This is a genomic window from Pseudonocardia sp., assembly GCF_025465255.1.
Lineage (GTDB): Bacteria > Actinomycetota > Actinomycetes > Mycobacteriales > Pseudonocardiaceae > Pseudonocardia.
Window position 1 is genome coordinate 75848 of the sequence record NZ_JAODNI010000121.1, and the last position, 24724, is coordinate 100571.

At 73.6% G+C, this 24724-nt stretch carries 24 protein-coding genes and 1 pseudogene; 8 read left to right on the forward strand and 17 right to left on the reverse strand.

What is annotated here, in order from left to right; genetic code table 11:
- Positions 1–2 precede the first annotated feature (2 nt).
- Positions 3–995 (forward strand): TIGR03842 family LLM class F420-dependent oxidoreductase, encoded by a 993-nt coding sequence (locus tag JWP64_RS14650; RefSeq protein WP_297496682.1) that lies wholly within the window; start codon positions 3–5, stop codon positions 993–995.
- A gap of 57 nt (positions 996–1052) precedes the next feature.
- Here JWP64_RS14650 and JWP64_RS14655 read toward each other — a convergent pair whose 3' ends face one another.
- Together JWP64_RS14655 and JWP64_RS14660 are read right to left on the reverse strand one after the other, a co-directional pair.
- Positions 1053–2423 (reverse strand): dicarboxylate/amino acid:cation symporter, encoded by a 1371-nt coding sequence (locus tag JWP64_RS14655; RefSeq protein WP_297496684.1) that lies wholly within the window; start codon positions 2421–2423, stop codon positions 1053–1055.
- A 192-nt stretch (positions 2424–2615) separates the two neighbouring features.
- Positions 2616–3629 carry an NAD(P)-dependent alcohol dehydrogenase gene (locus JWP64_RS14660; RefSeq protein ID WP_297496845.1) on the reverse strand — a complete coding sequence of 338 codons (1014 nt, stop codon included), beginning with the start codon at positions 3627–3629 and terminating at the stop codon, positions 2616–2618.
- Positions 3630–4063: 434 nt separating this feature from the next.
- On the opposite strand from JWP64_RS14660, the gene JWP64_RS14665 reads away from it, so the two are divergent.
- On the forward strand, positions 4064–4468 hold the full coding sequence (locus tag JWP64_RS14665; RefSeq protein ID WP_297496686.1) for a hypothetical protein: 405 nt from the start codon (positions 4064–4066) through the stop codon (positions 4466–4468).
- On the opposite strand, the gene JWP64_RS14670 is transcribed toward JWP64_RS14665, so the two are convergent.
- The 4 genes from JWP64_RS14670 to JWP64_RS14685 form a co-directional block, all read right to left on the reverse strand.
- On the reverse strand, positions 4455–4949 hold the full coding sequence (locus JWP64_RS14670) for a DUF1059 domain-containing protein (RefSeq protein ID WP_297496688.1): 495 nt from the start codon (positions 4947–4949) through the stop codon (positions 4455–4457). The two genes, JWP64_RS14665 and JWP64_RS14670, sit on opposite strands and share 14 nt — an antisense overlap.
- A 52-nt stretch (positions 4950–5001) precedes the next feature.
- Complete coding sequence (locus JWP64_RS14675) at positions 5002–6084, reverse strand: methyltransferase domain-containing protein (protein ID WP_297496690.1); 1083 nt, start codon at positions 6082–6084, stop codon at positions 5002–5004.
- Positions 6085–6191: 107 nt separating this feature from the next.
- Positions 6192–7973: an acyl-CoA dehydrogenase gene (locus tag JWP64_RS14680; protein WP_297496692.1), complete on the reverse strand. Its 1782-nt coding sequence runs from the start codon at positions 7971–7973 to the stop codon at positions 6192–6194.
- A 23-nt stretch (positions 7974–7996) separates the two neighbouring features.
- Positions 7997–8131, reverse strand: a complete 135-nt coding sequence (locus JWP64_RS14685) for a hypothetical protein (RefSeq protein ID WP_297496694.1) — start codon at positions 8129–8131, stop codon at positions 7997–7999.
- Positions 8132–8260: 129 nt separating this feature from the next.
- On the opposite strand from JWP64_RS14685, the gene JWP64_RS14690 reads away from it, so the two are divergent.
- A complete protein-coding gene (locus JWP64_RS14690; protein ID WP_297496696.1) occupies positions 8261–9400 on the forward strand; it encodes an inorganic phosphate transporter in 1140 nt (379 codons plus the stop codon).
- Positions 9401–9416: 16 nt separating this feature from the next.
- Positions 9417–9662 (forward strand): hypothetical protein, encoded by a 246-nt coding sequence (locus JWP64_RS14695; protein ID WP_297496698.1) that lies wholly within the window; start codon positions 9417–9419, stop codon positions 9660–9662.
- Positions 9663–9719: 57 nt separating this feature from the next.
- On the opposite strand, the gene JWP64_RS14700 is transcribed toward JWP64_RS14695, so the two are convergent.
- Positions 9720–10919, reverse strand: a complete 1200-nt coding sequence (locus JWP64_RS14700) for an acyl-CoA dehydrogenase family protein (RefSeq protein ID WP_297496701.1) — start codon at positions 10917–10919, stop codon at positions 9720–9722.
- Positions 10912–12153, reverse strand: coding sequence for an acyl-CoA dehydrogenase family protein (locus JWP64_RS14705; RefSeq protein WP_297496703.1), 1242 nt, complete (start codon positions 12151–12153; stop codon positions 10912–10914). Before JWP64_RS14705 ends, JWP64_RS14700 begins: the two co-directional genes overlap by 8 nt.
- 198 nt (positions 12154–12351) lie before the next feature.
- Here JWP64_RS14705 and JWP64_RS14710 point away from each other — a divergent pair, with 198 nt between their 5' ends.
- From JWP64_RS14710 to hrpB, 3 genes are all read left to right on the forward strand, one after another.
- Positions 12352–12702 (forward strand): DUF3040 domain-containing protein, encoded by a 351-nt coding sequence (locus JWP64_RS14710; RefSeq protein ID WP_297496705.1) that lies wholly within the window; start codon positions 12352–12354, stop codon positions 12700–12702.
- On the forward strand, positions 12632–13042 hold the full coding sequence (locus JWP64_RS14715) for a DUF3099 domain-containing protein (RefSeq protein WP_297496707.1): 411 nt from the start codon (positions 12632–12634) through the stop codon (positions 13040–13042). Before JWP64_RS14710 ends, JWP64_RS14715 begins: the two co-directional genes overlap by 71 nt.
- A 74-nt stretch (positions 13043–13116) precedes the next feature.
- Entirely contained in the window at positions 13117–15639 is a 2523-nt protein-coding gene (gene hrpB, locus JWP64_RS14720; protein WP_297496709.1) for an ATP-dependent helicase HrpB, read from the forward strand.
- Positions 15640–15705: 66 nt separating this feature from the next.
- Here the strand turns inward: hrpB and JWP64_RS14725 are convergent.
- From JWP64_RS14725 to JWP64_RS14765, 9 genes and pseudogenes are all read right to left on the reverse strand, one after another.
- A pseudogene (locus JWP64_RS14725) lies at positions 15706–16641 on the reverse strand (serine hydrolase domain-containing protein); the annotation flags it as partial.
- A gap of 24 nt (positions 16642–16665) precedes the next feature.
- Positions 16666–16899 (reverse strand): hypothetical protein, encoded by a 234-nt coding sequence (locus JWP64_RS14730; RefSeq protein ID WP_297496711.1) that lies wholly within the window; start codon positions 16897–16899, stop codon positions 16666–16668.
- A 215-nt stretch (positions 16900–17114) separates the two neighbouring features.
- Positions 17115–17540, reverse strand: a complete 426-nt coding sequence (locus JWP64_RS14735) for an ester cyclase (RefSeq protein WP_297496713.1) — start codon at positions 17538–17540, stop codon at positions 17115–17117.
- A gap of 14 nt (positions 17541–17554) precedes the next feature.
- Positions 17555–17974: a rhodanese-like domain-containing protein gene (locus JWP64_RS14740; protein ID WP_297496715.1), complete on the reverse strand. Its 420-nt coding sequence runs from the start codon at positions 17972–17974 to the stop codon at positions 17555–17557.
- Complete coding sequence (locus JWP64_RS14745; RefSeq protein WP_297496717.1) at positions 17971–18393, reverse strand: rhodanese-like domain-containing protein; 423 nt, start codon at positions 18391–18393, stop codon at positions 17971–17973. Before JWP64_RS14745 ends, JWP64_RS14740 begins: the two co-directional genes overlap by 4 nt.
- A gap of 101 nt (positions 18394–18494) precedes the next feature.
- Positions 18495–21647, reverse strand: coding sequence for an AAA family ATPase (locus JWP64_RS14750; protein ID WP_297496719.1), 3153 nt, complete (start codon positions 21645–21647; stop codon positions 18495–18497).
- A gap of 148 nt (positions 21648–21795) precedes the next feature.
- A complete protein-coding gene (locus tag JWP64_RS14755; protein WP_297496721.1) occupies positions 21796–22311 on the reverse strand; it encodes a universal stress protein in 516 nt (171 codons plus the stop codon).
- Positions 22308–23621, reverse strand: a complete 1314-nt coding sequence (locus tag JWP64_RS14760) for an MFS transporter (RefSeq protein ID WP_297496722.1) — start codon at positions 23619–23621, stop codon at positions 22308–22310. Before JWP64_RS14760 ends, JWP64_RS14755 begins: the two co-directional genes overlap by 4 nt.
- Positions 23618–24094 (reverse strand): MarR family transcriptional regulator, encoded by a 477-nt coding sequence (locus JWP64_RS14765; protein ID WP_297496724.1) that lies wholly within the window; start codon positions 24092–24094, stop codon positions 23618–23620. Before JWP64_RS14765 ends, JWP64_RS14760 begins: the two co-directional genes overlap by 4 nt.
- Positions 24095–24246: 152 nt before the next feature.
- Here JWP64_RS14765 and JWP64_RS14770 point away from each other — a divergent pair, with 152 nt between their 5' ends.
- On the forward strand, positions 24247–24669 hold the full coding sequence (locus JWP64_RS14770; protein WP_297496727.1) for a DUF6319 family protein: 423 nt from the start codon (positions 24247–24249) through the stop codon (positions 24667–24669).
- Positions 24670–24724: the final 55 nt, after the last annotated feature.

Here is a 24724-nt window from a genome sequence, read left to right on the forward strand (position 1 = left end):
ACGTGGACATCGGGCTGGTACTGCAGACGGACCCGCCGGCGTCGACCGTCGTCGACCTGATGGTGCGCGCGGAGGAGCTGGGGTTCAGCCACGGCTGGACCTTCGACTCGCACGTGCTCTGGCAGGAACCGTTCGTGATCTACAGCCGGATCCTGGAGCGGACGTCCCGGCTGGTCGTCGGGCCCATGGTGACGAACCCGGGTACCCGGGACTGGACGGTGCTGGCGTCCCTGTTCGCGACCCTCGACGACATGTTCGGCCCGCGCACGGTCTGCGGGATCGGGCGCGGGGACTCGGCGGTGCGGGTGCAGGGTCGGCCGCCGACGACGCTGGCCCGGCTCGAGTCGTCGATCGAGGTGATCCGTGGGCTCACCGCGGGCGACTCCGTCGACCTGGGCGGGACGCCGGTGCAGATCCCCTGGGTCGCTCCCGGCAGTCCGGCCGTGCCGGTGTGGGTCGCGGGCTACGGACCCAAGGCGCTCGCGCTCGCCGGGCGGTGCGCGGACGGGTTCATCCTGCAGCTCGCCGACCCGTACCTCGTGGAGTGGACGATCAAGACGGTGCGGGCGGCGGCGGCCGAGGCGGGCCGGGACCCGGACGCGATCACGATGTGCGTCGCGGCGCCGGCGTATGTCACGGAGGACCTGGCACACGCCCGAGACCAGTGCCGCTGGTTCGGCGGGATGGTCGGCAACCACGTCGCGGACCTGGTGACCCGGTACGGGGAGTCCTCCGCGGCGGTCCCGGCGGAGCTCACCGGCTACATCAAGGGCCGCGACGGCTACGACTACAGCCACCACGGCCGCGCCGGGAACACGTCGACGAACTTCGTCCCGGACGAGGTCGTCGACCGGTTCTGCCTCCTCGGCCCCGCGGCGGCGCAGCGGGACCGCCTGGCGGAGCTGTCGAGCCTGGGCGTCGACCAGTTCGCGATCTACGCGATGCACGACGACCGCGAACGCACCCTCGAGCAGTACGGATCCCACGTGCTGTGAGTGCGGAGCCTCGCTAGAGCGAGGCTCCGCACGCACAACCCGTACTGACCTGCGCGATCAGGTTTGGGCGGCCGAGAGCTCGGCGTCGGCGCGCTGCGCCGGGGAGTCGGCGGACGCGACATCGGGGGCGGGCCGCTCGCCGCGGGCGACCTCGTCGTCGAGCAGGCCCTCCTGCCGCGCGACCAGGGTCGGCACGACTACCTGACCGGCGACGTTCGTGGCCGTCCGGATCATGTCCATGATCGGGTCGATGCCGTAGACGATCGCGACCCCGACCGCGATGACCTCCGGCGGCAGGCCGATCGCGCCCATCGTGAGAGTCAGCATGGTGAACCAGCCGGTGGTCCCGGCCGTGGCAAGTGCGCCGAACACCGCGACCAGCGCGATCACGACGTACTGCCACACCGCGAGCTGGATACCCGAGATGTGCGCGATGAAGATCGTCGCGATCGCCGGGTAGATCGCCGCGCAGCCGTCCATCTTCGTGGTCGAGCCGAGCGGCACCGCGAAGGCCGCGTAGCCGGGCTCGACACCGAGGTCGACGGCCGCCTTGCGGCTCATCGGCAGGGATGCGCCCGACGAGCGCGAGACGAAGGCGAACTGCAGGGTCGGCCAGGTGACCGCGAAGAACCGTCGCGGGCTGACGCGCCCGACCGTGCGCAGGAGCAGCGGGTAGACGCCGAACAGCACCAGCAGGCAGCCGACGTACACCGCCACGACCAGGGACAGCAGCGGCGCGACGAACCCGGTGCCGTAGGTGGCGAAGGCGTTGCCGATCAGACCGAGCACGCCGATCGGGGCGAGCCGGACGATCCAGCCCACGACCTTCTGCACGACGTCGAAGACGGAGCGGGTGAGCGTGACGAAGGGTGCGGCCCGCTCACCGAGCACGTAGGCCGCGACGCCCACGAGGACCGCGACGAACACGACCTGCAGCACGTTGCCGTCGGCGAAGGCGGAGAACAGGTTCTCCGGCACCAGGTCCTGCAGGATCTGGCTCCACGATCCGGGGGTGCGGGAGGCGAGCTTGTCGACGGTGGCGGGATCCGCCTGCAGCCGCGTGCCCTCGCCGGGCCGGCCGATCAGCCCGATGGCGAGCCCGATCGCGACGGCGATCACAGAGGTCGCGGCGAACCAGGCCACGGTGCGCCCGCCGAGGCGGGCGGCCGTGCGGGCGCCACCGAGACCACGGAGGCTGCTGATGCCCACGACGATCGCGGTGAACACCAGCGGCACGACCGTGAACTGCAACAACGTCGTGAAGACGCTGCCGACGGTCTCGAGCGTGCTTGCGAGCCACTGCTGACCGCTCGTGCGGGCGAGCAGGCCCAGCAGGGCGCCGAGGACGAGGCCGGCGAGGGTGAGGGCGCCGAACACGCGTGGACGCGACCAGGCGCGGGCGAGACGGGCGGGGGACGGGAGGGACACGGGCGAGCTCCGGGGAGTGCGGGACGGACTGGCGGCCGGGCGGGTCAGGAACCCGGACAGGCCGTCGCCCGTCGGCGGCCGAAGTCGATCGTCCGCCGGCGGGTCAGCAGAACGCGTAGTCCCCCGGTCACGTCTGCATGCAACGGTCCCGGACGGACCGGACATTCCGTGCGCGGGGGTGATCTTGGCGACTCACTCCCCCGGCCGGACCACGCCCTTCACCGCGTTCGGGTCCTTTGCGAACGCGGTGAGGGCGGCCTCGGAGTCCGCGAGGCCGAAGTGGCCCGTGACCAGCGCGTCCAGGTCCACCCGGCCGGAGGCGGCGAGGGCGATCGCGGTGGGCCAGGTGTTGGCGTAGCGGAACGTCCCGGTCAGCTCGACCTCCCTGCGCTGCAGCGCCGACAGCGGCACCGGGATCTCGTCGCTCCCGGTCCCGACGAGGACCGCCCGACCGGCCGGGGCGACGACGTCGATCGCGGCGCGGGCGGCACCCGGGTTGCCGGAGCACTCCAGCAGCACGGTCGGCGCGAGGCCCGAGTCCCGGAGCGAGGTCTCGGTGACGTCCAGGACCGCCGTCGCGCCGAGCGTCGCGGCGAGGGCGAGCCGGTGCGCGTTGACGTCCGCGACGACGATCTCCGCCGCTCCGGCGGCCGCGGCGACCTGGGCGGCGACCAGCCCGATCGGCCCGGCGCCGTTCACCAGCACCCGGCTCCCCAGACCGACGTGGCCCTTCTGCGCCGCCCACACCCCGACCGACAGCGGCTCGAGCAGGGCCGCGGCGTCGTCGCCGAGGGTGTCCGGGACGGGATGGGCGAACGCCTCGTGCACGACGACGTACTCGGCGAGCGCCCCGTCGACGGGTGGGGTCGCGAAGAACGCCATGTTCGGGCAGAGGTTGTAGCGGCCGGCGAGGCACTCGGTACACGTGAAGTCCGGGCGGCCCGGCTCGATCGACACCCGTGCGCCGAGCCCGACCCGGGTGACGCCCGTCCCCAGCCCGACGACCTCGCCCGCGGGCTCGTGCCCCAGGACCAGCGGGGACTCGACGACGAACTCGCCGATCCGGCCGTGCTCGTAGTAGTGCACGTCGGAGCCGCAGACCCCGACCGCCGTCACCCGCACCAGGACCTCGCCCGGCCCGGGCTCGGGGACCGGGCGCTCCTCGAGCACGATCTCGTGGACGTCCCGCAACACCGCGACCCGCATGTCCGCCATGCTGCGAGTGTGCCGCGCGGCCGGACGGCCCGACAGCGCCGTCCAGGTGCGCGCCGGAGCCTCGCCCACGCGCCCGTTTCGGTTCGCCGCGCGCGGCCGACGGGGCGCGTGGCGTCAGAACGCGCGTGGCGCCGCGGCGCGGAGCTCGCGGGCGGTGTGAGTCCGGGAGGGTGCGGGGCTCGGGCAGCGGGCGGGCTCGGGATCCGATCGACGGAACTGCGGGTCGATCGTCTGGACATCCTGCCGTGTCCGGTGCCCCCGCCGGACCTCGGGCGGGCGTTTCCGTCGGGGGCCGGCGCCAGCGTCCGGGCCATGGCGCACGCCGACGCCGACGCCGGCCAGGATCCCGTGATGGCCCGCATCACCGCGGCCATCGCCCTTTCCCACGGCGGCGCACCCGGGAGGCCGCTCCCCTGTTCGACGCGTTGTGGGCCGAGATCGGCGCGGACGGGGACCCCTTCCACCGCTGCGCCCTGGCCCACTACGCGGCGGACGTCCAGGACGATCCCCGCGTCGAGCTGATGTGGGACGAGCGGGCCCTGGCCGCCGCGGACGAGACGCCGGCCGGTCGCGCGGCCGAGTACCAGGCGTCGTTGCAGGTCAGGACGTTATACCCGTTGTTGCACCTCAACCTGGCGGACGTCCACCGCAGGCTGGGTGACCCGTCGCGCGCCCGGGCGCACGCGGCGCGGGCCCGGGAGCGGTTGCCCGTCCTCGACGGGACCGAGGCCTCGGCCCCGGGGCACGCCGAGACCGTCATCGCCGCGCTCGACCGGGTGGAGGCCCGGTTGAGCGCCGAGGAGGACGGTGCCCCGGTCAGTACACCGTGATCTGCCGGACGATCAGGTCGTGGAACCCGGGCTCGGAGTCGCAGAGCTCGCGGAGCATCTCCGCGAACCGGGTGGTGGCCGGGTGCTTGGAGTTGGCCATGGCGGACTCGAGGTCCGGGAAGCCCACGATCTGCATGTAGCGGTCCTGCTCCGCGCGGTTCGCGCAGGTGACCGACCACCGTGCGGTGCGATCCGCACCGATCGCGTCGGCCCAGGCGTCCTCGGTGCGCTCGAAGTCGTCCATCCTCCGGCTCCGGAAGTCGATGAGCTGCACGAATGCGCCCAGCTCGAGCTCCAGGGCCGCGGCCGGCGTCAGAGCGCTCCGCAGGCCGTCGCGCAGCTCGTCGTCGTCGGTGTGGCCGTGCACGTCGACGGCGTGGGCGGTCGCGGCGCGCAGCACCTCCTCGGTCTCCCCCGTCAGGGTCAGCGAGCAGTTCGCCTCGCTGGGCATGGTGCGGCAGTCGATGGTCATCCTGGTCATGGCTTCTCCTCCCGGAAGGACGGGTGACGACGGTGGCGAGATGCGGGGCTGCTCACGGGCGGAGCTCGAGCACCATGTTCACGGGCGTCTCGGTGGCACGCCGGAACCCGGTGAAGCCCGCTTCCTCGGCGACGACGCGGAGCCGGGCCTCGCCGGCCTGGGCCCCGAGGGCGGCCCCCACGTCCTGGGAGAGCGAGGCGGGCGTGCAGATCGAGGTGGACGCCGCGTAGAACAGCCGGCCGATCGGGTTCATGTTGTCCGCGACCGTGTCCCCGGCGGCCGGTTCGACCAGCATGACGATCCCGTCCTCGGCGAGCGCCTCGCGGGCGTGCCGCAACGCACCGACCGGATCGCCCATGTCGTGCAGGCAGTCGAAGTAGCAGAGGAGGTCGTAACCCGTCCCGGGGAAGTCCTGCGCGCCCGCCACCTCGAAGGTCGCCCGGCCGCCCAGCCCGGCGTCGGCGGCGAGCTTCCGGGCGGCCGCCACGGACTCCTGGTGGTAGTCGACGCCCACGAACCGGCTCGCGGGGAAGGCCTCGGCCATGACCAGCGTCGAGTGCCCGTAGCCGCAGCCGACGTCCGCGACCTTCGCGCCGGAGCTCAGCCGCTCGATCGCCCCGTCCAGGGCCGGCAGCCAGGCGTCCACGAGGTTCGCCAGATACCCGGGCCGGAAGAAGCGGGCGGTGCCGCTGAACAGCGAGGGATCCTGCTCGTGCCAGCCGATGCCCGCGCCCGAGCGGAACGCCTCCATCAGCCGGGGCAGCCCGCTGCCCACCGCGCCCGCGATCTCGAACCCGCCGAGCACGCAGGCCGGGCTGGACTCGTCGGTGAGCGCGACCGCCTGCTCCGGCTCGAGGTGGTAGCGGTTCGGGTCGTCGCCGTCCTGGGCGTCCAGGGTCACGTACCCCCCGGCCGCCTGGGCGGCCAGCCACTCGCGGACGTAGCGTTCCGCCGTGCCGGTCCGCGCGGCCAGGTCGGCGGCGGTCACCGGGTCCCCGTCGACCATCGCACGGTAGAGGCCCAGCTTGTCGCCGAGGACCACGAGCGGGGCCGCGGCGATCGCGCCGAGCTCGGTGATCACCTGCCCGACGAACGCCTCCAGCTTGTCCTCGTCGACCGCACGCACGTAGCTCACCCCCAGGGGAGTCGGACTCGCGATCGAACCCCGCGGCGGAACGTGCGGACATACGTAGTTCGTGCCGGATGCCGGGCGGCTAGAGCATCGGCCCACCTAGGCCGCGGTCAGAACCACTCGTCGTGCATGTCCAGGGTCGTGCGGTCCAGCGACCCGAGCAGGTCCAGCTGCGGACCCGTCCGCGGCAGCTCGTACCGGAAGAAGAAGCGGGCGGCGGCGCGCTTGCCGTCGTAGAACTCCCCGGCCTTCCCCCCCGCCGCGAGCAGCTGTTCCAGCCACAGCCACGCCACGACGACGTGCCCGACCGCCTCCAGATAGACGGAGGCGTTGGCCAACGCCACCTCCGGGTCGCCGCCGGCCCACAACGCGGCGGTCACCTCGCCGACCCGGCGCACCACCGCGTCGAGCCGCTCGGCGTGCTCCCCCGCCTCCCCGCCGGCCGCCCGTGCCTTCTCGACGGTCGCGCCGATGGTCCCGGTCAGCAGCCGCAGACCCGCGCCGTCGGCCATGACGACCTTGCGGCCCAGCAGGTCCAGCCCGTGGATGCCGTGCGTGCCCTCGTGGATCGCGTTGAGCCGGTTGTCCCGGTAGAGCTGCTCGACGTCGTACTCGCGGGTGTAGCCGTAGCCACCGTGGACCTGGATCGCGAGGTCGTTCGCCGCCAGGCACCACTGCGAGGGCCAGCTCTTCGCGATCGGGGTGAGCACCTCGAGCAGCAGGTTCGCGCGAGCCTTCTCCTCGTCCGTCCCGGCGGTCAGCTCCTCGTCCAGCAACCGCGCGCAGTAGAGGACCAGGGCGAGGCCGCCCTCCGCGTAGCACTTGGCCGCGAGCAGCATGCGGCGCACGTCGGGGTGCGCCACGATCGGCACCTGCGGCGCGGCCGGATCCTTCGCCGCGACCGGGCGGCCCTGCGGCCGGGAGCGCGCGTAGTCCAGGGCGTGCAGGTAGCCGGCATAGCCGAGGGCCACGGCGCCGGCCCCGACGCCGACCCGGGCCTCGTTCATCATGTGGAACATGTAGGCGAGCCCGCGGTGCTCCTCGCCGACCAGGTACCCGACGGCTCCGGGCTCTCCGCCGGGCGTCCACTTCCCCTCGCCGAAGTTCAGCAGCGTGTTGACGGTGCCGCGGTAGCCCATCTTGTGGTTGAGCCCGACGAGCGCGATGTCGTTGCGCTCCTCGTTCGCCAGGACCTTCGGCACGATGAACAGCGAGATGCCCTTCACCCCGGGCGGGCCGCCGGGGATCTTCGCCAGCACCAGGTGGACGATGTTCTCGGACAGCTCGTGCTCCCCGCCGGAGATCCACATCTTGGTGCCGGTGATCCGGTAGGTGCCGTCGTCCTGCGGCACCGCCCGAGTGGTGACGTCGGTGAGCGACGAGCCGGCCTGCGGCTCGGAGAGGCACATCGTCCCGAACCAGCGGCCCTCGACCATCGGCCGGACCCAGGTGTCGATCTGCTCCCGCGTCCCGTGCGCGAGCAGCAGGTTCGCGTTGGCGACCGTCAGGAACGGATAGGCGGACGTGCCGATGTTGGCCGCCTGGAACCACAGGAAGCAGGCCTGCGCGACCACCGCCGGCAGCTGCATCCCGCCGACCTCGGCGTCCATCCCGGCGCCGACGATCCCGGTCTCGGCGAAGACGCCGAGCGCGGCCTTCACCTCGGGCAGGATCTCGACCCGCTCGCCGTCGAACACGGGTTCGTTCGTGTCCGAGAGCTTGCGGTGCGGGAGGAAGTGCTCGGTCGCGACCTCCGCCGCGAGGTCCAGGGCCGCGGCGAAGGTGTCCCGGTCGTGCTCGGCGTAGCGCTCCCGCTTCGTCAGCGACTCGACGTCGAGCCACTCGTGGAGGAGGAAGGCGAGGTCCCGGCGCGACATCAGCAGCGAGCGCATGCCGCTCACCCTGCCACGCGGTTTCACTCCACAGCGAGGTCCGTCCCGCACCGCTCGCACCGCGTGGGCCGGGCCTCGGTCAGGAAGCCCCCGCACTCGGGACAGACCCGGTCCAGCCAGCAGACCGGGTCGCCGCCGACGTCCTCGTCCGGATCCACCCGTGGATGGTCCCTCACCGGGAGCCGGACCGCTGGGCGCGCCGCCCCCGGCGTTGGTTCTCCGTTCATCTGCTGTTCGCCCACGGTGCCTACCGTTTCACGTGGCAACACTTTCGGAGGACCCCTGACATGGACGTGTCCGTGATCGTCGTCGTGGTCGTCGTGACCGCGCTGATCTTCGACTTCACCAACGGCTTCCACGACACGGCCAACGCCATGGCCACCTCCATCGCCACCGGGGCCCTGAGCCCCAAGGTCGCCGTTCTCGTCGCGGGCGTGCTGAACCTGGTCGGCGCGTTCCTCTCGGTGGAGGTCGCCCGGACGGTCTCGAGCGGACTCGTCGACGAAACCAGGATCACCCCGGTGGTGATCTTCGCCGGCCTGGTCGGCGCGATCGTGTGGAACCTGCTCACCTGGCTGCTCGGCCTGCCGTCGAGCTCGTCGCACGCGCTGTTCGGTGGCCTGATCGGCGCGTCGATCGTCGCCGCCGGCACCGGCGCGGTGCACTTCGGCGCGGTGCTGAGCAAGGTCGTCGTCCCGGCCGTGATCTCGCCCGTGCTCGCCGGCGTCGTCGCCCTGCTCGGCACCTACATCGCCTACCGCAGCACCGCCCGCGCGGACAAGGGCACGATCACCCGCGGTTTCCGGGCCGGGCAGATCGTGTCCGCCTCCATGGTCGCGCTCGCGCACGGGACCAACGACGCGCAGAAGACGATGGGCATCATCACCCTGACCCTGATCACCGCCGGCGTGCTGGCCCCGGACTCCGGGCCGCCGTTCTGGGTGATCCTCGCCGCGGGCCTGGCCATCGCGATCGGCACCTACGTCGGCGGCTGGCGGATCATCCGGACGCTGGGCAAGCGCGTCAGCGACATCGAGACCCCGCAGGGCTTCGCCGCCGAGACCGCCTCGACGGCCGTCATCCTGGCCTCGTCCCACCTGGGCTTCGCCCTCTCGACCACCCAGGTCGCCACGGGTGCGATCTTCGGTGCCGGCGCCGGCCGGCGACTGGCCTCGGTGCGGTGGGGCGTCGCCGGGCAGATGGCCGTCGCCTGGATCCTGACGCTGCCCGCTGCCGCGCTCGTCGGCGCCGCAGCCGCCTGGGTCGCCTCGACCGGCACCTTCGGCACGGTGATCGTGGCGGTCGTCGGGGTTGCCGTCGCCGCCGGGATCTACGCCGCCTCGCGCCGCAGGCCGATCACCGCGGACAACGTCAACGAGGTCCCGACGCCCGCCGCGGCGGCCGAGCCCGTCGCCGCCGGTCGCTGAGAGAGGAGGAACACCGATGACACTCGCCTGGGGTTCCCTGCTGGTCGTCTGCGTGGTCTCGCTTGTCGCCGGGGTCGCGGTCTGCGCCCTGGTCTCGTTCGCCCTGGTAGGGCTGTCCGCCCGCACGCCGCGACCGGTCGGCGGGCCCGACGACGGCGCCCGGCTCGCCCTGAGCCCGGGCGCCGGCACCGCGGTCGCCGTGCTCTGCCTGGGCGCGACCCTGCTGATCGTGGGTTACGGCCTCTACATCGTCATCGCCTGAACCCGAAGACCCAGGAGCGCCGGTCCCGAGGGACCGGCGCTCCTGTCGTGCCGGTCCTTACAGGACGCCCGTCGCCACCGGAGGCGGGGGCAGGCGACCGATCGACGGGTCGAGGACCGACGCCGCGATCCGGCCCCGGTGCGCCTCCGCGCTGCCCAGCAGGGCGGCGTCGGTGATCGCCCGCTTGTAGTACAGATGCGCCTGGTACTCCCAGGTGAAGCCGATGCCCCCGTGCAGCTGCACGGTCCCGGACGCGACGTCGACGAAGGCCTCCGAGCAGGTGGCCTGGGCGATGCTCGCGGCGAGCCATGGGTCGTCCGTGCCGTCCTGCAGCGCCCACGCCGCGTGGTAGGCGGCGGAGCGGGCGTGCTCGACGGACACGAGCATGTCCGCGAGGCGGTGCTTCACCGCCTGGAACGAGCCGATGGGCCGGCCGAACTGCAGCCGCTCCTTCGCGTACCCGACCGTCAGGTCCAGCAGGTGCTGCGCCGCGCCGACCTGCTCGGCCGCCAGCAGCGTCGCCCCGACGTCGAGGGCGTGCGCGCAGACCCGCTCCGCCTCGTCCGGCCCGGCGAGCAGCTGCGCCGGGGCGTCGGTGAGCCGGATCGTGGCCTGCCGGCGGGTCATGTCGAGCGTGGAGAGCACCTGCCGCTCGACGCCGGCCGCCTCACCCTCCACGACGAACAGCGCTACCCCGTCCGGTCCGCTGGCCGCGACGAGCAGGACGTCCGCCGCGGCGGCGTCGACCACCCGCTCGACCACGCCCGTCAGTCCCCAGCCGTTCCCTGCCCGCGTCGCGCCGACCGTCAGGGACGTCGGGTCGAACCGGCCCCCGCGGTCCGCCACGGCGAACGCCGCCGTGCGCGCGCCCTCGACCAGGGGCTCCAGCGTCTCGGACCGCACCGGCCCCTCGGACGACGCCACGAGCGCCGGGATCGCGAGCCCCACCGTGCCGAACACGGGACCGCAGAACAACGCCGCCCCGAGCTCCTCGACGACCACGGCCTGGTCGACCAGCGTGCCTCCCGCGCCGCCCAGCTCCTCGGGCACCGCCAGGCCCAGGACGCCCAGCTCGGCGCCGAGGCGGGCCCAGGACTTGGGGTCGTACCCGGTGGGCGACTCCATCAGCGCCCGCACCGTCGCCTCGTCCGAGAACTCGGCACAGAACTTGCGCACCGCGCGTCGCAGCTCCTGCTGCTCGTCGGTGAAGGCGAACTCGGTGTTCGCGAGTCCAGGGTTCTCGGCCTGCTCAGCCACGGGGCACCTCGCGCCAGGGTCGGTCGGAGTCGGCGCGCATGTCCCCGGGCAGGCCGAGGATGCGTTCGCCGAGGATGTTGCGCAGCACCTCGGAGGTGCCGCCCTCGATGGTGTTCGCCCGCGAGCGCAGGAACCGCTGCTGGATCGGGCCGCGGTAGTCCTCGTTGCGGGTGATGTCGCGGAGCGTGTAGTCGCCGTAGACGGTGCCCTCCGCGCCGAGCAGGTCCATGCAGAACTCGTAGATCTGCTGGTTGAGCTCGGCGCCGACCAGCTTGCCGACCGAGCCCTCCGGGCCCGGGCCCTTCGCCGTCGCCGTCGCCCGGGACCGCTCGCCGGTGAGGCGCTGGGCCTCCGCCGTCGTCCACAGCTTGGCCAGCCGGTCCCGCAGGATCGGGGTGTGCAGGTCCGGGCGGTCCGCCCAGAGCGCGACCGCGTCCGCGATGGTGCCCGTGCCCCGGCGGCTGGAGCCACCGCCGATCGCGGTCCGCTCGTTCATCAGCGTCGTCATGGCGACCCGCCAGCCCGCGCCGACGGCACCGAGGCGGTGCGCGTCCGGGATGCGGGCGTCGTTCATGTAGACCTCGTTGAACTCCGCCTGGCCGGTCATCTGGCGCAGCGGACGCGTCTCGACGCCGGGTGCGTGCATGTCGAGGACGAAGTAGGTGAGGCCCTTGTGCTTGGGCACGTCCGGATCCGTGCGCGCGAGCAGCAGCGCCCAGTTGGCCCGGTGCGCCAGGCTCGTCCAGACCTTCTGCCCGTTGACGACCCACTCGTCGCCGTCGCGCACCGCGGACGTCGCCAGGCCCGCGAGGTCCGAGCCCGCACCCGGCTCGGAGAACAGCTGGCACCAGATGTCCTGGGTGGTGGCCAGCGGCCGCAGCCATTCGGCCGCCCGATCCGGGGTCCGGGCGTGTTCGCTCAGGGTCGGCGCGGCCATCCCGTAGCCGATGGGGTTCAGCGCGAACGGCGTCGGGCCGCCCGCGTCCTGCAGGATCGCGTCCGCGTTCGCCTGCAGCCCGCGCGAGACGCCCAGGCCGCCGAGACCCACCGGGAAGTGCACCCAGGAGAGCCCGGCGTCGAAGCACGCGCCCAGGAACTCCTTCTGCGACACCGAGCGGGGGTCGTGGTCCTGCACGACCTTCCGCGCGGCCTCCTCCACCCGGGCGGCGTCGCCCGCCGGCCCGGACCGCGGTTCCGGGCCCGAGTTGACCACTGTGTCAGCACCCACGCTCATGCTGCGGACGGTATCCGGCCGGGCGCCCGGGCGCGAGAGGCGATTGCATTAAACGGGGCTCCCCTCGGAGGTGCTCTGCACGCCGCCCACGCCGCACGGGGTGGTTGTGGTGCGAATGACCCTGTTTCGCGTGGTCCGTACGGGGGCAGGACGTCCGCCGAGGTGTGAAGCCCACCGGGAATCGGGTACCAACGAGGGGTGACCCCTCCCGAGTCCCGACCCCCTCGCCTCACCGAGGCGGAGCAGCGCCAGCTCGACGAGCTGGAGCGCCGCCTCGCAAACCAGTTCCCGGACCTCGCCGGGAACTTCTCCGGCGGCCGCCTGCCCCGGCTCGAACGGCGGCGCGCCGCGATCGTGTTCGCGGCCGTCGGCGTGGCCCTGATCGTGCTCGCCGCGGTCGTCGGCGGTGTGGGCGGTGCCCTCGCGGTGCTGTGCAGCCTGGCCGCGACCGCCGGAGTCGTCGCGCTGCTGCATCGCCGTGCCGCGCGTCCCGGCCCGCAGTCGGGCCCCGGCGCCAAGCGCGCGGACTCCGGCGCGACCGGGAGCTGATCCGCACCTGTCCGCCCGGGCGCGCCGCGGCGATCCGCCGCTGATCACCGACGCGGAGCCCTCCCCCGAGGAGCGGCTGCGCCGGCGGAAGCGCACGTACGTCGTGATCATGATCATCCACATCGTGGGGTTCGGTGTGGGTGGGGCGCTCTACGAGGTCGCGTGGGAGATCGGCCTCGTCCTGTTGCTCGTGACGATCCCGCTGCCCTGGATCGCGGTGGTCCTGGCGAACGACGACGGGCCGCTGTCGCCGCGCACGCTCCGCCGACGCCGCGCCGCACGTGGACGCACCGAGCTGGATCCGGAACGGGACGTGGGGTCACCGCCGGACCGCTCCTGACGCGACCACCGGCCCACGCGACCACCGGCCCACTCGACCACCGGGCCCACTCGACCACCGGGCAGACTCCAGGGGTGCCCGCCCCGCTCGTCGACCCTTCCGCACTGCCCGACCTCCCGGTCCGCGCCGCGCTCGACGAGATCACCCGCACCCTGACGACGAGCGGCGCCGCCGTGCTCGTCGCACCGCCCGGCACCGGCAAGACCACACTCGTCCCGCTCGCCCTCGCCGGCGCCGTCGAGGGCCGGATCGTCGTGGCCGAGCCGAGGCGGGTCGCGACCCGGGCCGCCGCGGCCCGGATGGCGTCGCTGCTCGGGGAGCCGGTCGGCCGCCGGGTCGGGTACGCGGTCCGCGGGGACTCACGGAGCTCCGCCGAGACGCGCGTCGAGGTCGTCACGTCCGGGTTGCTGCTGCGGCGCCTGGCACGGGACCCCGAGCTGGCCGGGGTGGGCGCCGTCGTGCTCGACGAATGCCACGAACGCCATCTCGACGCGGACCTGCTGCTCTCTCTCCTGCTCGACGCCCGGGACGGCCTGCGTCCGGACCTCGACCTCCTCGCGGCGTCCGCGACCGTGGCGGCCGGGCGGCTGTCCGAGCTCCTCGGCGACGCCCCCCTCGTCTCCGTCGAGGCGCGCGCTCATCCGGTCGAGGTGCACCATCTGCCGCCGCGCCGCGACGAGCGGATCGAGGCCTGCGTCGCGCGCGCGGTACGCGCGGCACTCCCCCACGGCGACGTCCTCGCCTTTCTTCCGGGCGTGCCCGAGATCCGCCGGACGGCGTCCGCGCTCGCCGGCGTCGAGTCCGAGTACGCACCGCAGGGGTTCGACGTGGTCCCGCTCCACGGCCGGCTCTCCCCCGCCGAGCAGGACGCGGCGCTGTCCCCCGGGCCGCGGCGGCGCGTGGTGCTGGCGACGTCGATCGCCGAGTCCAGCCTGACCGTGCCCGGCGTCCGGGCGGTCGTGGATGCGGGGTTGGCGCGGGTGCCGCGCGTCGACCATCGCCGCGGGCTCGCGGGGCTGGTGACCCTGCGGGAATCAGCGGCGGTCGCCGAGCAGCGGGCCGGCCGCGCGGGCCGTGAGGCGCCGGGGCACGCGTTCCGCTGCTGGCCCGAGGGTGAGCTGCTGAACCGCTTCCCCGAACCCGAGATCAAGACCGCCGACCTCACGCGGCTGGCGCTCGACCTCGCCGCGTGGGGAACGCCGGACGGATCGGGCCTGCGCTGGTGGGACGCGCCTCCGGAGGGCCCGCTGCGAGCCGGGCAGGCGGTGCTCCGGGCGCTCGGTGCCGTCGACGAGGCCGGCGCGATCACGGAGCGGGGGACGCGGATGGCCGAGCTCGGGCTGCACCCGCGGCTGGCCCGCGCGCTGCTCGACGGGGCGGCGGAGGTCGGGGCCCGGGCCGCGGCGGAGGTGGTCGCGGTGCTCGACGACGACACGCTCGCCGCGGGGGTGGAGCTGGACCGGGAGCTCGCACGGCTGCGGAGCGGCGAGGCGCCGGGGAGCGGACGGTGGAAGGGCGAGGCCCGGAGGCTGACGGGGCTCGTGCGTGGGGTGGGGTCCTCCGTCCCGGGCGCGGGCCGGGAGCGGGGCCCGGGTTCGGTATCGGGCCCGCGGGCGGCACCGGGCTCCGCGTTCGTCGTGGGGCTCGCGCATCCGGAGCGGCTCGCCCGTCGCCGCGCTCCCGGGTCGCCCGTCTACCTCATGACCGGCGGGACCGCCGTCGAGCTGCCGGCCGGGAGCCCGCTCGCCGCCGTCGAATGGCTGGCCGTCGCGGTCGCGGACCGTCGCCCCGGCGAGGTCCACGGCCGCATCCGGCTCGCCGCACCCGCGGACCAGGAGCTGGCCGAGCAGGTGGCCTCCGCACTGCTGGTCGACGGCGACGAGGTCGTCTGGCGGGACGGAGACCTCGTCGCACGCCGGGTCCGCAGGCTCGGGGCGATCGTCCTCGAGGAGCGCCCGCTGCGGAGACCGGCGGCGGCCCTGGTTCGAGCCGCGCTGGTGGAGGGCTTGCGGACGGACGGTCTCGGCCTCCTGCGGTGGAGCCGGGCCGCGAGTTCGCTGCGGGCCCGCCTCGCGCTGCTGCACGACGTCCTCCGTCAGTCCTGGCCCGCGGTCGACGACGAGGCCCTGCTCGCCGGGATCGAGCGCCCCGACGGCTGGCTCGCGGGGCCGCTCTCGAACGCGCGGCGCCGCGCCGACCTCGAGTCGATCGACCTGGTCGCAGCCCTGCGGAACCTGGTCGGCTGGCCGCTCGCGGCCCGGATCGACGAGCTGGCCCCGGAGCGGATCACCGTGCCCTCCGGCTCGCACATCGCGCTGGACTACGCGTCCGGCCGGCCGGTGCTCCCGGTGAAGGTCCAGGAGGCGTTCGGCTGGCGTGCGACACCCCGGATCGCCGACGGCCGCGTCCCGGTCCTGCTCCATCTCCTCTCCCCCGCCGGCCGCCCGACGGCGGTGACGGACGACCTGGAGTCGTTCTGGGACAACGGCTATCCGCAGGTCCGGTCGGAGCTTCGCGGTCGCTACCCGAAGCATCCGTGGCCGGAGGACCCGCGGACCGCGGAGCCGACGAAGCGCACGACGCGCAGGCGCGACTGAGCCCCGCGGGACTTACCGTGGGCGCTTCGAGGCCGAGCCTCGAGCGGCGCCCGGCCGAGCAGCGTCTCAGCCCGTGCCGTACAACCGGCTGATGACCGTCCTCGCCAGCTCCGTCGCCGGTGCACGTCCGTCGGCCGCCGGCGCATTGGTGGCCCACACGACAACGGTGATCTTGCGGTCCGGGTCGTAGCCCATGAACGAGTCGTAGCCCGGGATCTCGCCGGTGTGCCCGTAGAGCGAACCCAACTTGGCCAGTGCGAGGCCGTACCCGGGACTGTCCGGGATGCCCGGCATCGTCGGCTGCATGCTTTCCAAGCGCTCCTTCTGCATCGCCGGGTCGAGCAGTCCGCCGCCGCCGAGCGCCTGGACGAACTCGGCGAGATCGTCCGCGGTCGAGATGGCCGATCCCGCGGTCCACCTCCAGGACTCGTTGTCCTTCGTGACGTCGAAGGGTGCCAGTGTGCCGGCCTTCGCCTGGGCCTGGATGGTCGCGGGGAGCACGATCGTCCCGACGTTGATGCCGTAGGTGTAGCCCTGCGGGTGGGGGTCGGGGATGGAGGCGTCCGTCGCTGCCGGCATCGAGGAGCCGGTCATCCCCAGGGACCCGAAGATCCGGCTCTGGAACTCCTCGGCCACCGGCCTGCCCGTCGCCTGCTCGATGATGAGGCCGAGGAGCACGAAGTTGGTGTTCGAGTAGTTGTACCCCCGGCCCGGCGGGTAGAGCGGCGGGCGCTTGTACGCCATGGTCAGCAGCTCCTCGGGCGTGTACACCCGCTCCGGGTCGCTGTCCTGGAGCTGGTTGAGCTCGAGCGTCTCCGAGTAGTTGTACAGCCCGGAACGCATGCTCAGGAGCCCGCGGATCGTGATGTTCGCACCGTCGGGCACGTCCGGCCGGAGCTTCGACACGGGATCGTCGAGGCTCAGCTTGCCCTCCTGGACGAGCTGGAGGATGACCCTGCCGGTCATCGGCTTGGTGTTGCTGCCCACCCGCACGTGGTCGCCGAGCTGGACGGGGTCGTCGCCCTTTTAGGTCCGGGTGCCGTAGGTCATGGCCCAGTCGCCCTGCTCGGGTGAGCGCACCATCACGACGGCGCCGGTGGTCAGCATGTCCTTGGCGAGGGCCTCGAGCTCGGGTTGCAGCACGGCGGCGTAGGCGGGCGCGGCGCCGGCCGCCGGGGTGCCGCCGCATCCCGCGGCCAGCAGGACCGCACACGCGGCGAGGCCGGATGCCGTGCTGCGTCGAACTCGTGTCGTCGTCATGGCCCGGTTCTCCCCGCTTCGTCGTGTGCGCGCTGTCCGGGCGCGCCCACATGGGGAGGATCACCGCATCAGATGCTCTCGGCAATGGACCCAGGCCCCGTCCTCATCGCACGGGGTGCCGCTCCGGGAACCCGGGCCGGCTGTCAAGGCCGGAGGCTCAGAACGAGGGCGGTCCGCGCCTCGACGGACCGGGAGCGAGCCGTCTGCGCCGGCGCTCAGACTTCGGCGGCGGCGGGCATCGCCCCGATCTGGGTCAGGAACGCGATGTCGTCGAGCCGATTCCAGCGTTCGACGACCCGGTCCCCGGAGAAGCGGAGGATGGTGATCCCCTCCGCTTCGATGTGCGCGCCTGCCGCGGGCACTCCGAACAGCTCCCCGGTGTGGGTCCCGGAGAGGGTGAACCGAACCGCCGCCCTGTTCCTGTCATCGGTGAACAGGTCCTCTGCGGCGATGGTGGCGTCGGGCACGCCGGCACGCAGGGCCCGGAAGAACCCTGCGATGCCCTCACGGTCCGGGGCGAACGCCGGCGGGAAGCCGTGGAAGACGGCATCGGGGGCGTAGAGCGTGGTGATGTAGCCGTCGACGTCGCCCGAGTTCAGCAACTGCACGGCTGTGGTGATGGTGGTGGCGTGGTCACTCATGGTCGTCTCCTTCGTCAGGTGTGGTGTCGGTGGGAGCAGCAGAGCGTCGGCGACGGGGTAGGCCCGGTCATCGGTCGGCCCTCGGCGATCCAGGCGTTGATCCCGCCGTCGAGATGCGCCACGTCGCGGTAGCCGAGTTCCTGGAGGGAGCGGACCGCGAGAGCCGAGCGGGAGCCCGCCGAGCAGTAGACGATCACTCGCCGGCCGCGCTCGAACCCCTCCACATGGTGTGGAGTTCCGTGGTCGGCGTGGAACTCGAGCATCGCGCGCGGCACGAGCACCGCGCCGGGGATGGTGCCGTACTGGGTTTCGTCGGGCTCGCGGACGTCCACCAGCAGCAGGAAGGGATCGCCGAGCTCCGCCGCCAGCTGTACCGGGGTGAGGTTGTCGATGCGCGCCCTGACCGAGGCCACGACGAATTCGACGGGCGTCATGACGCTGCTCCGAGGTCCGGCCGCGAGCGGTGGTCGTCCGCCGGAGGTGCTGCCACCGGCCGGCCGTCGTCGAGCCACGCCGTGAAGCCGCCCCGGAGATGGGCCACGTCGCCGTAGCCGAGCTCCTGCAGCGAGCGCGCTGCGAGGGCCGATCGAGATCCGGCGGCGCAGTAGACGATCACGCGCCGACCGAGGTCGAACCCGTCGAGGTGACTGCTGGTCGCGCTGTCGGCGCGGAACTCGAGCATCCCGCGCGGCACGAGCACCGCGCCGGGGATGACGCCATGGGCGGTCTCCCCGGGCTCGCGGACGTCGACGAGCAACACGCCGGGCCGGTCGAGCTCCACCGCGACGTCCGCGGGGGCGAGGTTCTCGATACCCGCTCCGGCCGCGATCACCATCTCCTTCACACCGGTCATGACATCCTCCCGCGGTCGCGGCCAGCAGGCGCTGGACGAGACCCGACGATGTCACCCGGGTGTTCCTGGATCGTTCCCGGCCGAGATGAAGGATTCGCCGTTCAGGCCGGGTGTCGTGCCGATGCGGCGCACCGGGCCTCGTCGAGGGGTTGGCCGGCGACGCGGAAGCCCTCGGCCGCCGCGCGGAAGCGGGCGGCGGCCTCGTCCCCGGACCCTCTCGCCAGCGCCAGGTGCCCCTTGACCTCTTCGAGCGCCGCGTCCCAGGCGGGCAGCCGCATCACGACCGCGGCCAGCGTCTCGGTGGCCTGTTCGTACCGGGATGCGCGGTCGAGATCCCCGGCTCGCGCGGCGGCGATGGCGGCGGGCACGGCGAGCGTGATCCGGCAGCCGGGGCATGTCTCCAGCGGGCCGCGAACCCCCAGCTCGGCCTCGTCGAGCATGAGCAGGGCCGTGTCGGGGCCGGCGGCCGCGATCTTGGTCCCGTAGATGCGATCGAGGAGGTGGAAACCGACGTCGGACTCGCGGGCGACGGCCAGCGCCTCGTCCAGCAGCACGCCCGCCGCCTTGCCCTGGCCCCGGTACAGCGCGACCTCCGCGCGGCGCTGCAGCGCCAGTGCCTCGCCCGTTGTGCCCCCGATGGCCCGGCTGAACCGGGCCGCTTCCCGGAGATCCTCGTCGGCCTCGTCCAGCCGGCCCGACAACAGCTTCGCCTCACCGCGCAGCGTCGTGGCGAAGGCACGGCCGCGGGCGGCACCCAGCCGCTGCGCCTCGGCGAGGAACGAATCGGCGAACTCGACCACCTCGGAGTAGGGCCGCGCCCCGTAGAGGAGCCGCTGGGTCATGCACAGGTGGCCGTCGAACACGCTGATCGCCAGCTCCCGCAGCGCGTGCGTGTCGAGCAGGTCCGCCCAGACGCTGCTGCGCAGGTCGTCGCGCGCGTGCGCAGCAGCCGCCTGAGCCCAGGACGCCACCACGAGCGCCGTCCGATCTCCCGACTCCATGGCCAGCCGGCGGCACTCCGCGGCCTTCGCGGTCCCGAGCTCGGGATCGGCGAAGCCCATGACGGCCGCGCCGCTCCACGCCAGCGCCTGGGCGAGCCTGCCCTGCACCGACGCGGGCTCGAGCCCGTCCAGCGTCCGCAACGCGCCCGGAGGATCACCCTGTTTGATCTGCGCCAACGCCTGCATCGCCTGCAGGTCGTGGGATTCCGGACGGCAGGCGACTCGCGCGGCAGCCGCATACGCGGCGGGCGCCCGGCCGTCGCCGAGGGCGTCGAGGGCCTCGGCCCGCAGCCGGAGTGCGTCGGGGAACCCCGGCTCGTGGTCCAGTAGCGGCTCCAGGTGGCCGAGCGCGTCGGTGAACGCGCCGAGTGTGACGGCCCGGCGGGCTGCGGCCAGCAGCCATGGGCTCGCGTCGTCGGGGCGGCCGCCGTTCAACCAGTGCCGGGCGACGAGGGCGGGGGCGGCGCCCGCGGCCGCCAGGCCACGGGCGGTGTCGCGGTGGATCGCGATCCGGTGGTGGGGCGGGACCTGCTCGACGAGCGCCTGACGCACGAGGTCGTGCCGGAAGCGGTAGCGGCCCCCGGAGACGACCAGCGCGCCCGCGTCGAGCGCGGCGTCGAGCAGCGCGAACGCGTCCGGCTCGGCCAGTCCGGTCAGCGCGGGCACGTCGACGGGGTCGAGGTCGTCGCCTGCCACGGCCAGCCGGCGGAGCATCGCCGCGGTGGCGTCGTCGAGGTCGATGAAGCGCTGGGTGATCGCCTCCCAGACCGACGGCGCGACAGCCGCGTCCGCGGTCCCGCCGATGCCGCGGGTGAGCTCCAGGGCGAAGAACGGGTTGCCCTGCGCCATCGCGACGATCCGGGCGAGGACACCGGCGGCGGGCTTCGCGACGACCCCGGCCGCCACGAGCCCGGCGACCTCGTCGTGGTCGAGCGGGCCCAGATCGATCCCGGCGTACCGGCCGGACCGGTCGAGGCCCGTGACCGTCCGGATCAGGGACGGTGGGGCGAGCTCGGGGCGGAAGGCGAGGACGCCGAGGAACGGGAGCGCGCCGCCGGCCCGGGCCAGTTGTCCCCACGCCTCCACGGTGGCGTCGTCGGCCAGGTGCGCGTCGTCGACGACCAGCAGGACGCCGGTGACGTCCCGGCACGCCGCGATCAGCCGGTGCACCGCCCCGATCACCATGTGGCGGGTGAGCCCGCCCTCGCGCGGCCGCGCCGGCGCGGCGAGCGCCGTGAGCTCGGCGAGCGTCGAGCGCGCCGGGTCCGGGAGGGCGTCGAGCAGGGTGCGGTCGCGGCTGAGCAGCTGCTCAGCGGCCGCCACCAGCGACGCGTAGGGGCCCTGTGCGAGCGTGGCGGCCACCGTCACGACCAGCCACCCGCGTTCCCGTGCCGCCGACGCGACCTGCCGGCACAGCGCCGATTTGCCGATGCCGGCCGGACCGCGGACCACCAGTGCGTCCAGCTCACCCTGCTCGGCCGCCCGGAGCCCCGCAGTCGCCCGGGCGAGCTCGGTCTGCCGGCCGATGAAGATCGTCGCGGCGGGGGCGAGGCCGGCGACGCACTCCTCGTACAGGGCCCGACTCTCCGGCGCGGGCGGCAGGCCGAGCTCACGTTCCAGGTTCGTGCGCAGCCGCCCGTACCAGCGGATTGCGGCCGGCCGGTTGCCGCGGGCCAGCGCGGCGCGCATGAGCTCGCGGTACGCCTCCTCGTCGGCCGGGTCGAGCGTGACGAGCCGTTCCCACCGCCCCCCGAGGCGCAGGAGGGCGACGTGGAGCGACCGCAGATGATGCCGCCGGGACTGGGTCCACTCCTCGTACAACGAGTCGGGGAGCAGGTCGCCCGCGTAGTCCGCCGCGGCCTCGTCGCAGGCGGCACCGTCCCCCGAGCGGATCGCCGCCTCGGCGTGGCGCTCGAACACGGCGACGTCGGTCCGGACGTCACACGAGGGGAACAGGGCGACCTGGCCGCCGCTCGACCTCACGGCGTCCTCACGACCGAGCGCCCGCCGTGCGTGATGCGCGGCCTTCCGCAGGTTGGCGGCGCCCGCGTCGGGTTCCAGGTGCGGCCACAGCGCCTCGACGACCTGGTCCCGCGCGAGCCGGTGACGATCGGACAGGGCGAGAAGCGCGACGAGCTCCGCGGACCGGCGGGTCGGCCACCCGGCGTCGGAGATCTTCCGGGCCCCGACCGTGACCGTGAGACCCCCGAGCAGCGCTATGTGCACGCGCTCGCGCTGCGGGAGGTTCGTCATCACCACTCCTACCTGGACGGTGCGCGATCTGATCATAGCGGGGCGCCGAGGGCGGTCCGGACGTTCGGCCCCGACACCTTCGCCGAGCCGGAACGAGAAGGAGCCGACCGGTCGTCGACCGGAGCGGCTCCCGAACCCGAGACCCGGCTCAGGGCACCACCGTCACCGGCCACCGCCCGGTCTTCACCACGCGCATGGCGACCGAGCCGAACAGCTTGTGCCCCGCCTGCACGCTCGCGCCGACGACGATCGCGTCCGCCCGGACCCGCTCGGCCACCGCCGTCAGCACCGCCACCGGGTCCCCGACGGCCATCTCGAACCCGACGACGGTGCCGTACTGCGGGCCGAGCTCCACGACCTCGCGGCGGAGCTCCTCCAGCATCGTGTCCTGGGCGGGGTCGACGACCGCGGTCGCGGCAAGGGGCATCGCGGTGGCGAAGGCCATCCCCGGCAGCCGGTCCGCGTAGACCGCCACGACGCGACCGCCCTGCCGCCGAGCCTGCCCGACGGCGTAGTGCAGGGCCCGCCAGCCGGTGTCCGAGCCGTCGACCCCGACGACGATCGCGCGCGGCCCGTCGCAGCCGATCTCGAACCCGCCGGGCGCCCCGGCGCCCGACGGGTCCGGAGCCGACGGGTCCGGAGCCGACGGGTCCGGGGCTCTCATCGCCGGTCCTCGAGCAGGGCCTCCTCGGCGAGGATGGCCTCCTCCTCGACGGCGGGGACCGTCCGGACGGCCTCCTCGGCGTCCGCACGCTGCTGCGACGGGCCGGGCTGCTCCTCGTCGGCGTCGGCGTCCTCGAGGGCCTTGTGCACCGTGCTCAGCAGCGCGGCACCGACCAGCACGACGACCGCCGCGATCAGGAACGGGACCTTGACCCCGACGCTCTCGGCCAGCAGGCCCGCGGCGAACGGCGCCAGGCCGCCACCAATGAACCGGACGAAGCCGTAGGTCGCCGAGGCGACGTTGCGCGGCACCGGCGAGATGCTCATGACGGCGGTCGTGACCAGTGTGTTGTTCAGGCCGACGAATGCGCCCGACGCGATCACGGCGGCGACGACCGCCCACACCGTGCCGGAGAAGGCGCCGATGGCCGCCAGGATGACGGCGACGCAGATCAGGCTGCCGTAGAGCGTCCGGGCCGTGCCGAAGCGGTCCTTGAGCCAGACGGCGCCGAACACCGCGAACAGCGCGACCAGGATGCCCCAGGCGAAGAACACGGCCCCGAGCCGCAGCGCCGACAGGTTCATCAGGAACGGCGCGTAGCCGAGCAGGGTGAAGAAGCCCCAGTTGTAGAGCAGGCCGACGAGGCTGGTGGTCCGCAGGTTGCGGTGCTTCAGCGCAGAGAGGGGTTCCGACAGCTTCGACGGCGTGTCCGGCTTCGGCGTCCTGTCGACGAACACGACCGTCGCGACCAGGGCGATCAGCATCAGGACCGAGACCCCGAAGAACGGGCCGCGCCAGCTGATGTTGCCGAGCAGGCCCCCGAGCAGCGGGCCGGTCGCGATGCCGACGCCCAGCGCCGTCTCGTAGAGGACGATCGCGCCGCCGAAACCGCCGCTGGCCGAGCCGACGATCACCGCCAGCGAGGTCGCGATGAACAGCGCGTTGCCGAGGCCCCAGCCGGCGCGGAAGCCGACGATCCCGCCGATCCCACCGGCCGCGCCCGCCAGCGCCGCGAACACGACGATGATCGCCAGTCCGGCGACGAGGGTGCGCTTGGCGCCGATCCGGCTGGACACCCAGCCGGTGATCAGCATGGCGACCGCCGTCACCACGAGGTAGCTGGTGAACAGCAGCTCGACCTGGGTGTGGCTGGCGTCGAGCTGGGTCGCGAGCGCCGGCAGGATCGGGTCGACGAGCCCGATGCCCATGAACGAGATGACACAGGCGAAGGCGACGGCCCAGACGGCCTTCGGCTGCTTGAACGGGCTCGCGGACGGGGCGTGTCCCGAGCCGGCGTGCGAGGTGCTCACGACACCACTTCCTCTTCGGCGTCGGCGAGGGCGGCCAGGGCGCGGGTCGCGCCGAGCAGCGCGCGCCGGTCGTCGTCGGACAGGGTCTGGATGTGCTCGGACAGGAACCGGGCGCGCTCGTCGTGGCGCACGGCCATGTGCTCCCGGCCGGCCTCGGTGACGGTGATCAGCGTGGCGCGGCCGTCCGTCGGGTCCGGATCGCGGCGGACGAGGCCGGCAGCCGCGAGGCGGGCGAGGATGCCCGTCATCCCGGGCTGGCTGGTCCGCTCCAGGGCCGCGAGCTCGGTGACGCGGCGCGGGCCGCCGCGAGCCAGCTCGTCGAGCGTGGAGAGGGCCACCGCGTTCCATTCGGAGTTCCGCAGCGCCCGTCGCAACCAGCTCGCCGTGCGCTCCAGCGCCACGGACAGCTCCGCGACGTCCGGCACGCGGGACGTGATCGACTCGTCCCGGACGGGGCCGACTGGTCTGTTCACGCCCTGATTACATCACCGGCTTATATAACTTGTCGATGCGAAGTGGCGGGGTGCACGCCGGATCCGGGCGCGTCGAACGTCTGTTCTACGGTCACCCTTGAAGAGCACGACATCCGACGAGACCGCCGCCAGAGAGGGAGCACGTGGACCCCGTGACCACCGCCGACACCGTGAGCAGCGGCGACGCCCCCGCGACGACCCCGTCCGCCCCCGCCGCCGCCCCGGACGCGCCGGCCGCCCCGACGGAGACCCCGGCGCCCGCGAAGCCCAAGCGCGGCCGCCCGAAGGGCTCGTCGACGGCACGGACGACCCGGGTCGTCGAGCTGACCCTGACCGTCGCCGGTTCCGCGGACGGCGAGTGGCAGGCCGAGCTCAAGCGCGGCACCACCTGGATCGCGCGCGCCCTGCCGGTCACGGCCGCCGCCGTGCAGAAGGCGGTCGCGGAGCTGCACCAGGACCTCGCCGGCCCGATCGAGGAGGTCATCGTCGAGGCCCGCGCCGCGCGCGAGGCCAAGGTCGCCGAGCTGGAGGCCCAGCTGGAGCAGGCCCGCAAGGCCCTCGCCGAGCTGGACTGAGCAGTCTCATGACGATCATCGACCGGCCCGGGACGGAGGTCTCCACGATCTCTCC

Excerpts from the sequence above, each read along its gene's own strand:
- JWP64_RS14660 (WP_297496845.1), bottom strand. The coding sequence starts at position 3,629 with ATGCGGGTCGCGGTGTTGCGGGACGTCCACGAGATCGTGCTCGAGGAG.
- JWP64_RS14670 (WP_297496688.1), bottom strand. The coding sequence starts at position 4,949 with ATGACCAGGATGACCATCGACTGCCGCACCATGCCCAGCGAGGCGAAC.
- JWP64_RS14680 (WP_297496692.1), bottom strand. The coding sequence starts at position 7,973 with ATGCGCTCGCTGCTGATGTCGCGCCGGGACCTCGCCTTCCTCCTCCAC.
- JWP64_RS14690 (WP_297496696.1), top strand. The coding sequence starts at position 8,261 with ATGGACGTGTCCGTGATCGTCGTCGTGGTCGTCGTGACCGCGCTGATC.
- JWP64_RS14695 (WP_297496698.1), top strand. The coding sequence starts at position 9,417 with ATGACACTCGCCTGGGGTTCCCTGCTGGTCGTCTGCGTGGTCTCGCTT.
- JWP64_RS14705 (WP_297496703.1), bottom strand. The coding sequence starts at position 12,153 with ATGAGCGTGGGTGCTGACACAGTGGTCAACTCGGGCCCGGAACCGCGG.
- JWP64_RS14730 (WP_297496711.1), bottom strand. The coding sequence starts at position 16,899 with ATGACGACGACACGAGTTCGACGCAGCACGGCATCCGGCCTCGCCGCG.
- JWP64_RS14735 (WP_297496713.1), bottom strand. The coding sequence starts at position 17,540 with ATGAGTGACCACGCCACCACCATCACCACAGCCGTGCAGTTGCTGAAC.
- JWP64_RS14740 (WP_297496715.1), bottom strand. The coding sequence starts at position 17,974 with ATGACGCCCGTCGAATTCGTCGTGGCCTCGGTCAGGGCGCGCATCGAC.
- JWP64_RS14745 (WP_297496717.1), bottom strand. The coding sequence starts at position 18,393 with ATGACCGGTGTGAAGGAGATGGTGATCGCGGCCGGAGCGGGTATCGAG.
- JWP64_RS14750 (WP_297496719.1), bottom strand. The coding sequence starts at position 21,647 with ATGACGAACCTCCCGCAGCGCGAGCGCGTGCACATAGCGCTGCTCGGG.
- JWP64_RS14755 (WP_297496721.1), bottom strand. The coding sequence starts at position 22,311 with ATGAGAGCCCCGGACCCGTCGGCTCCGGACCCGTCGGCTCCGGACCCG.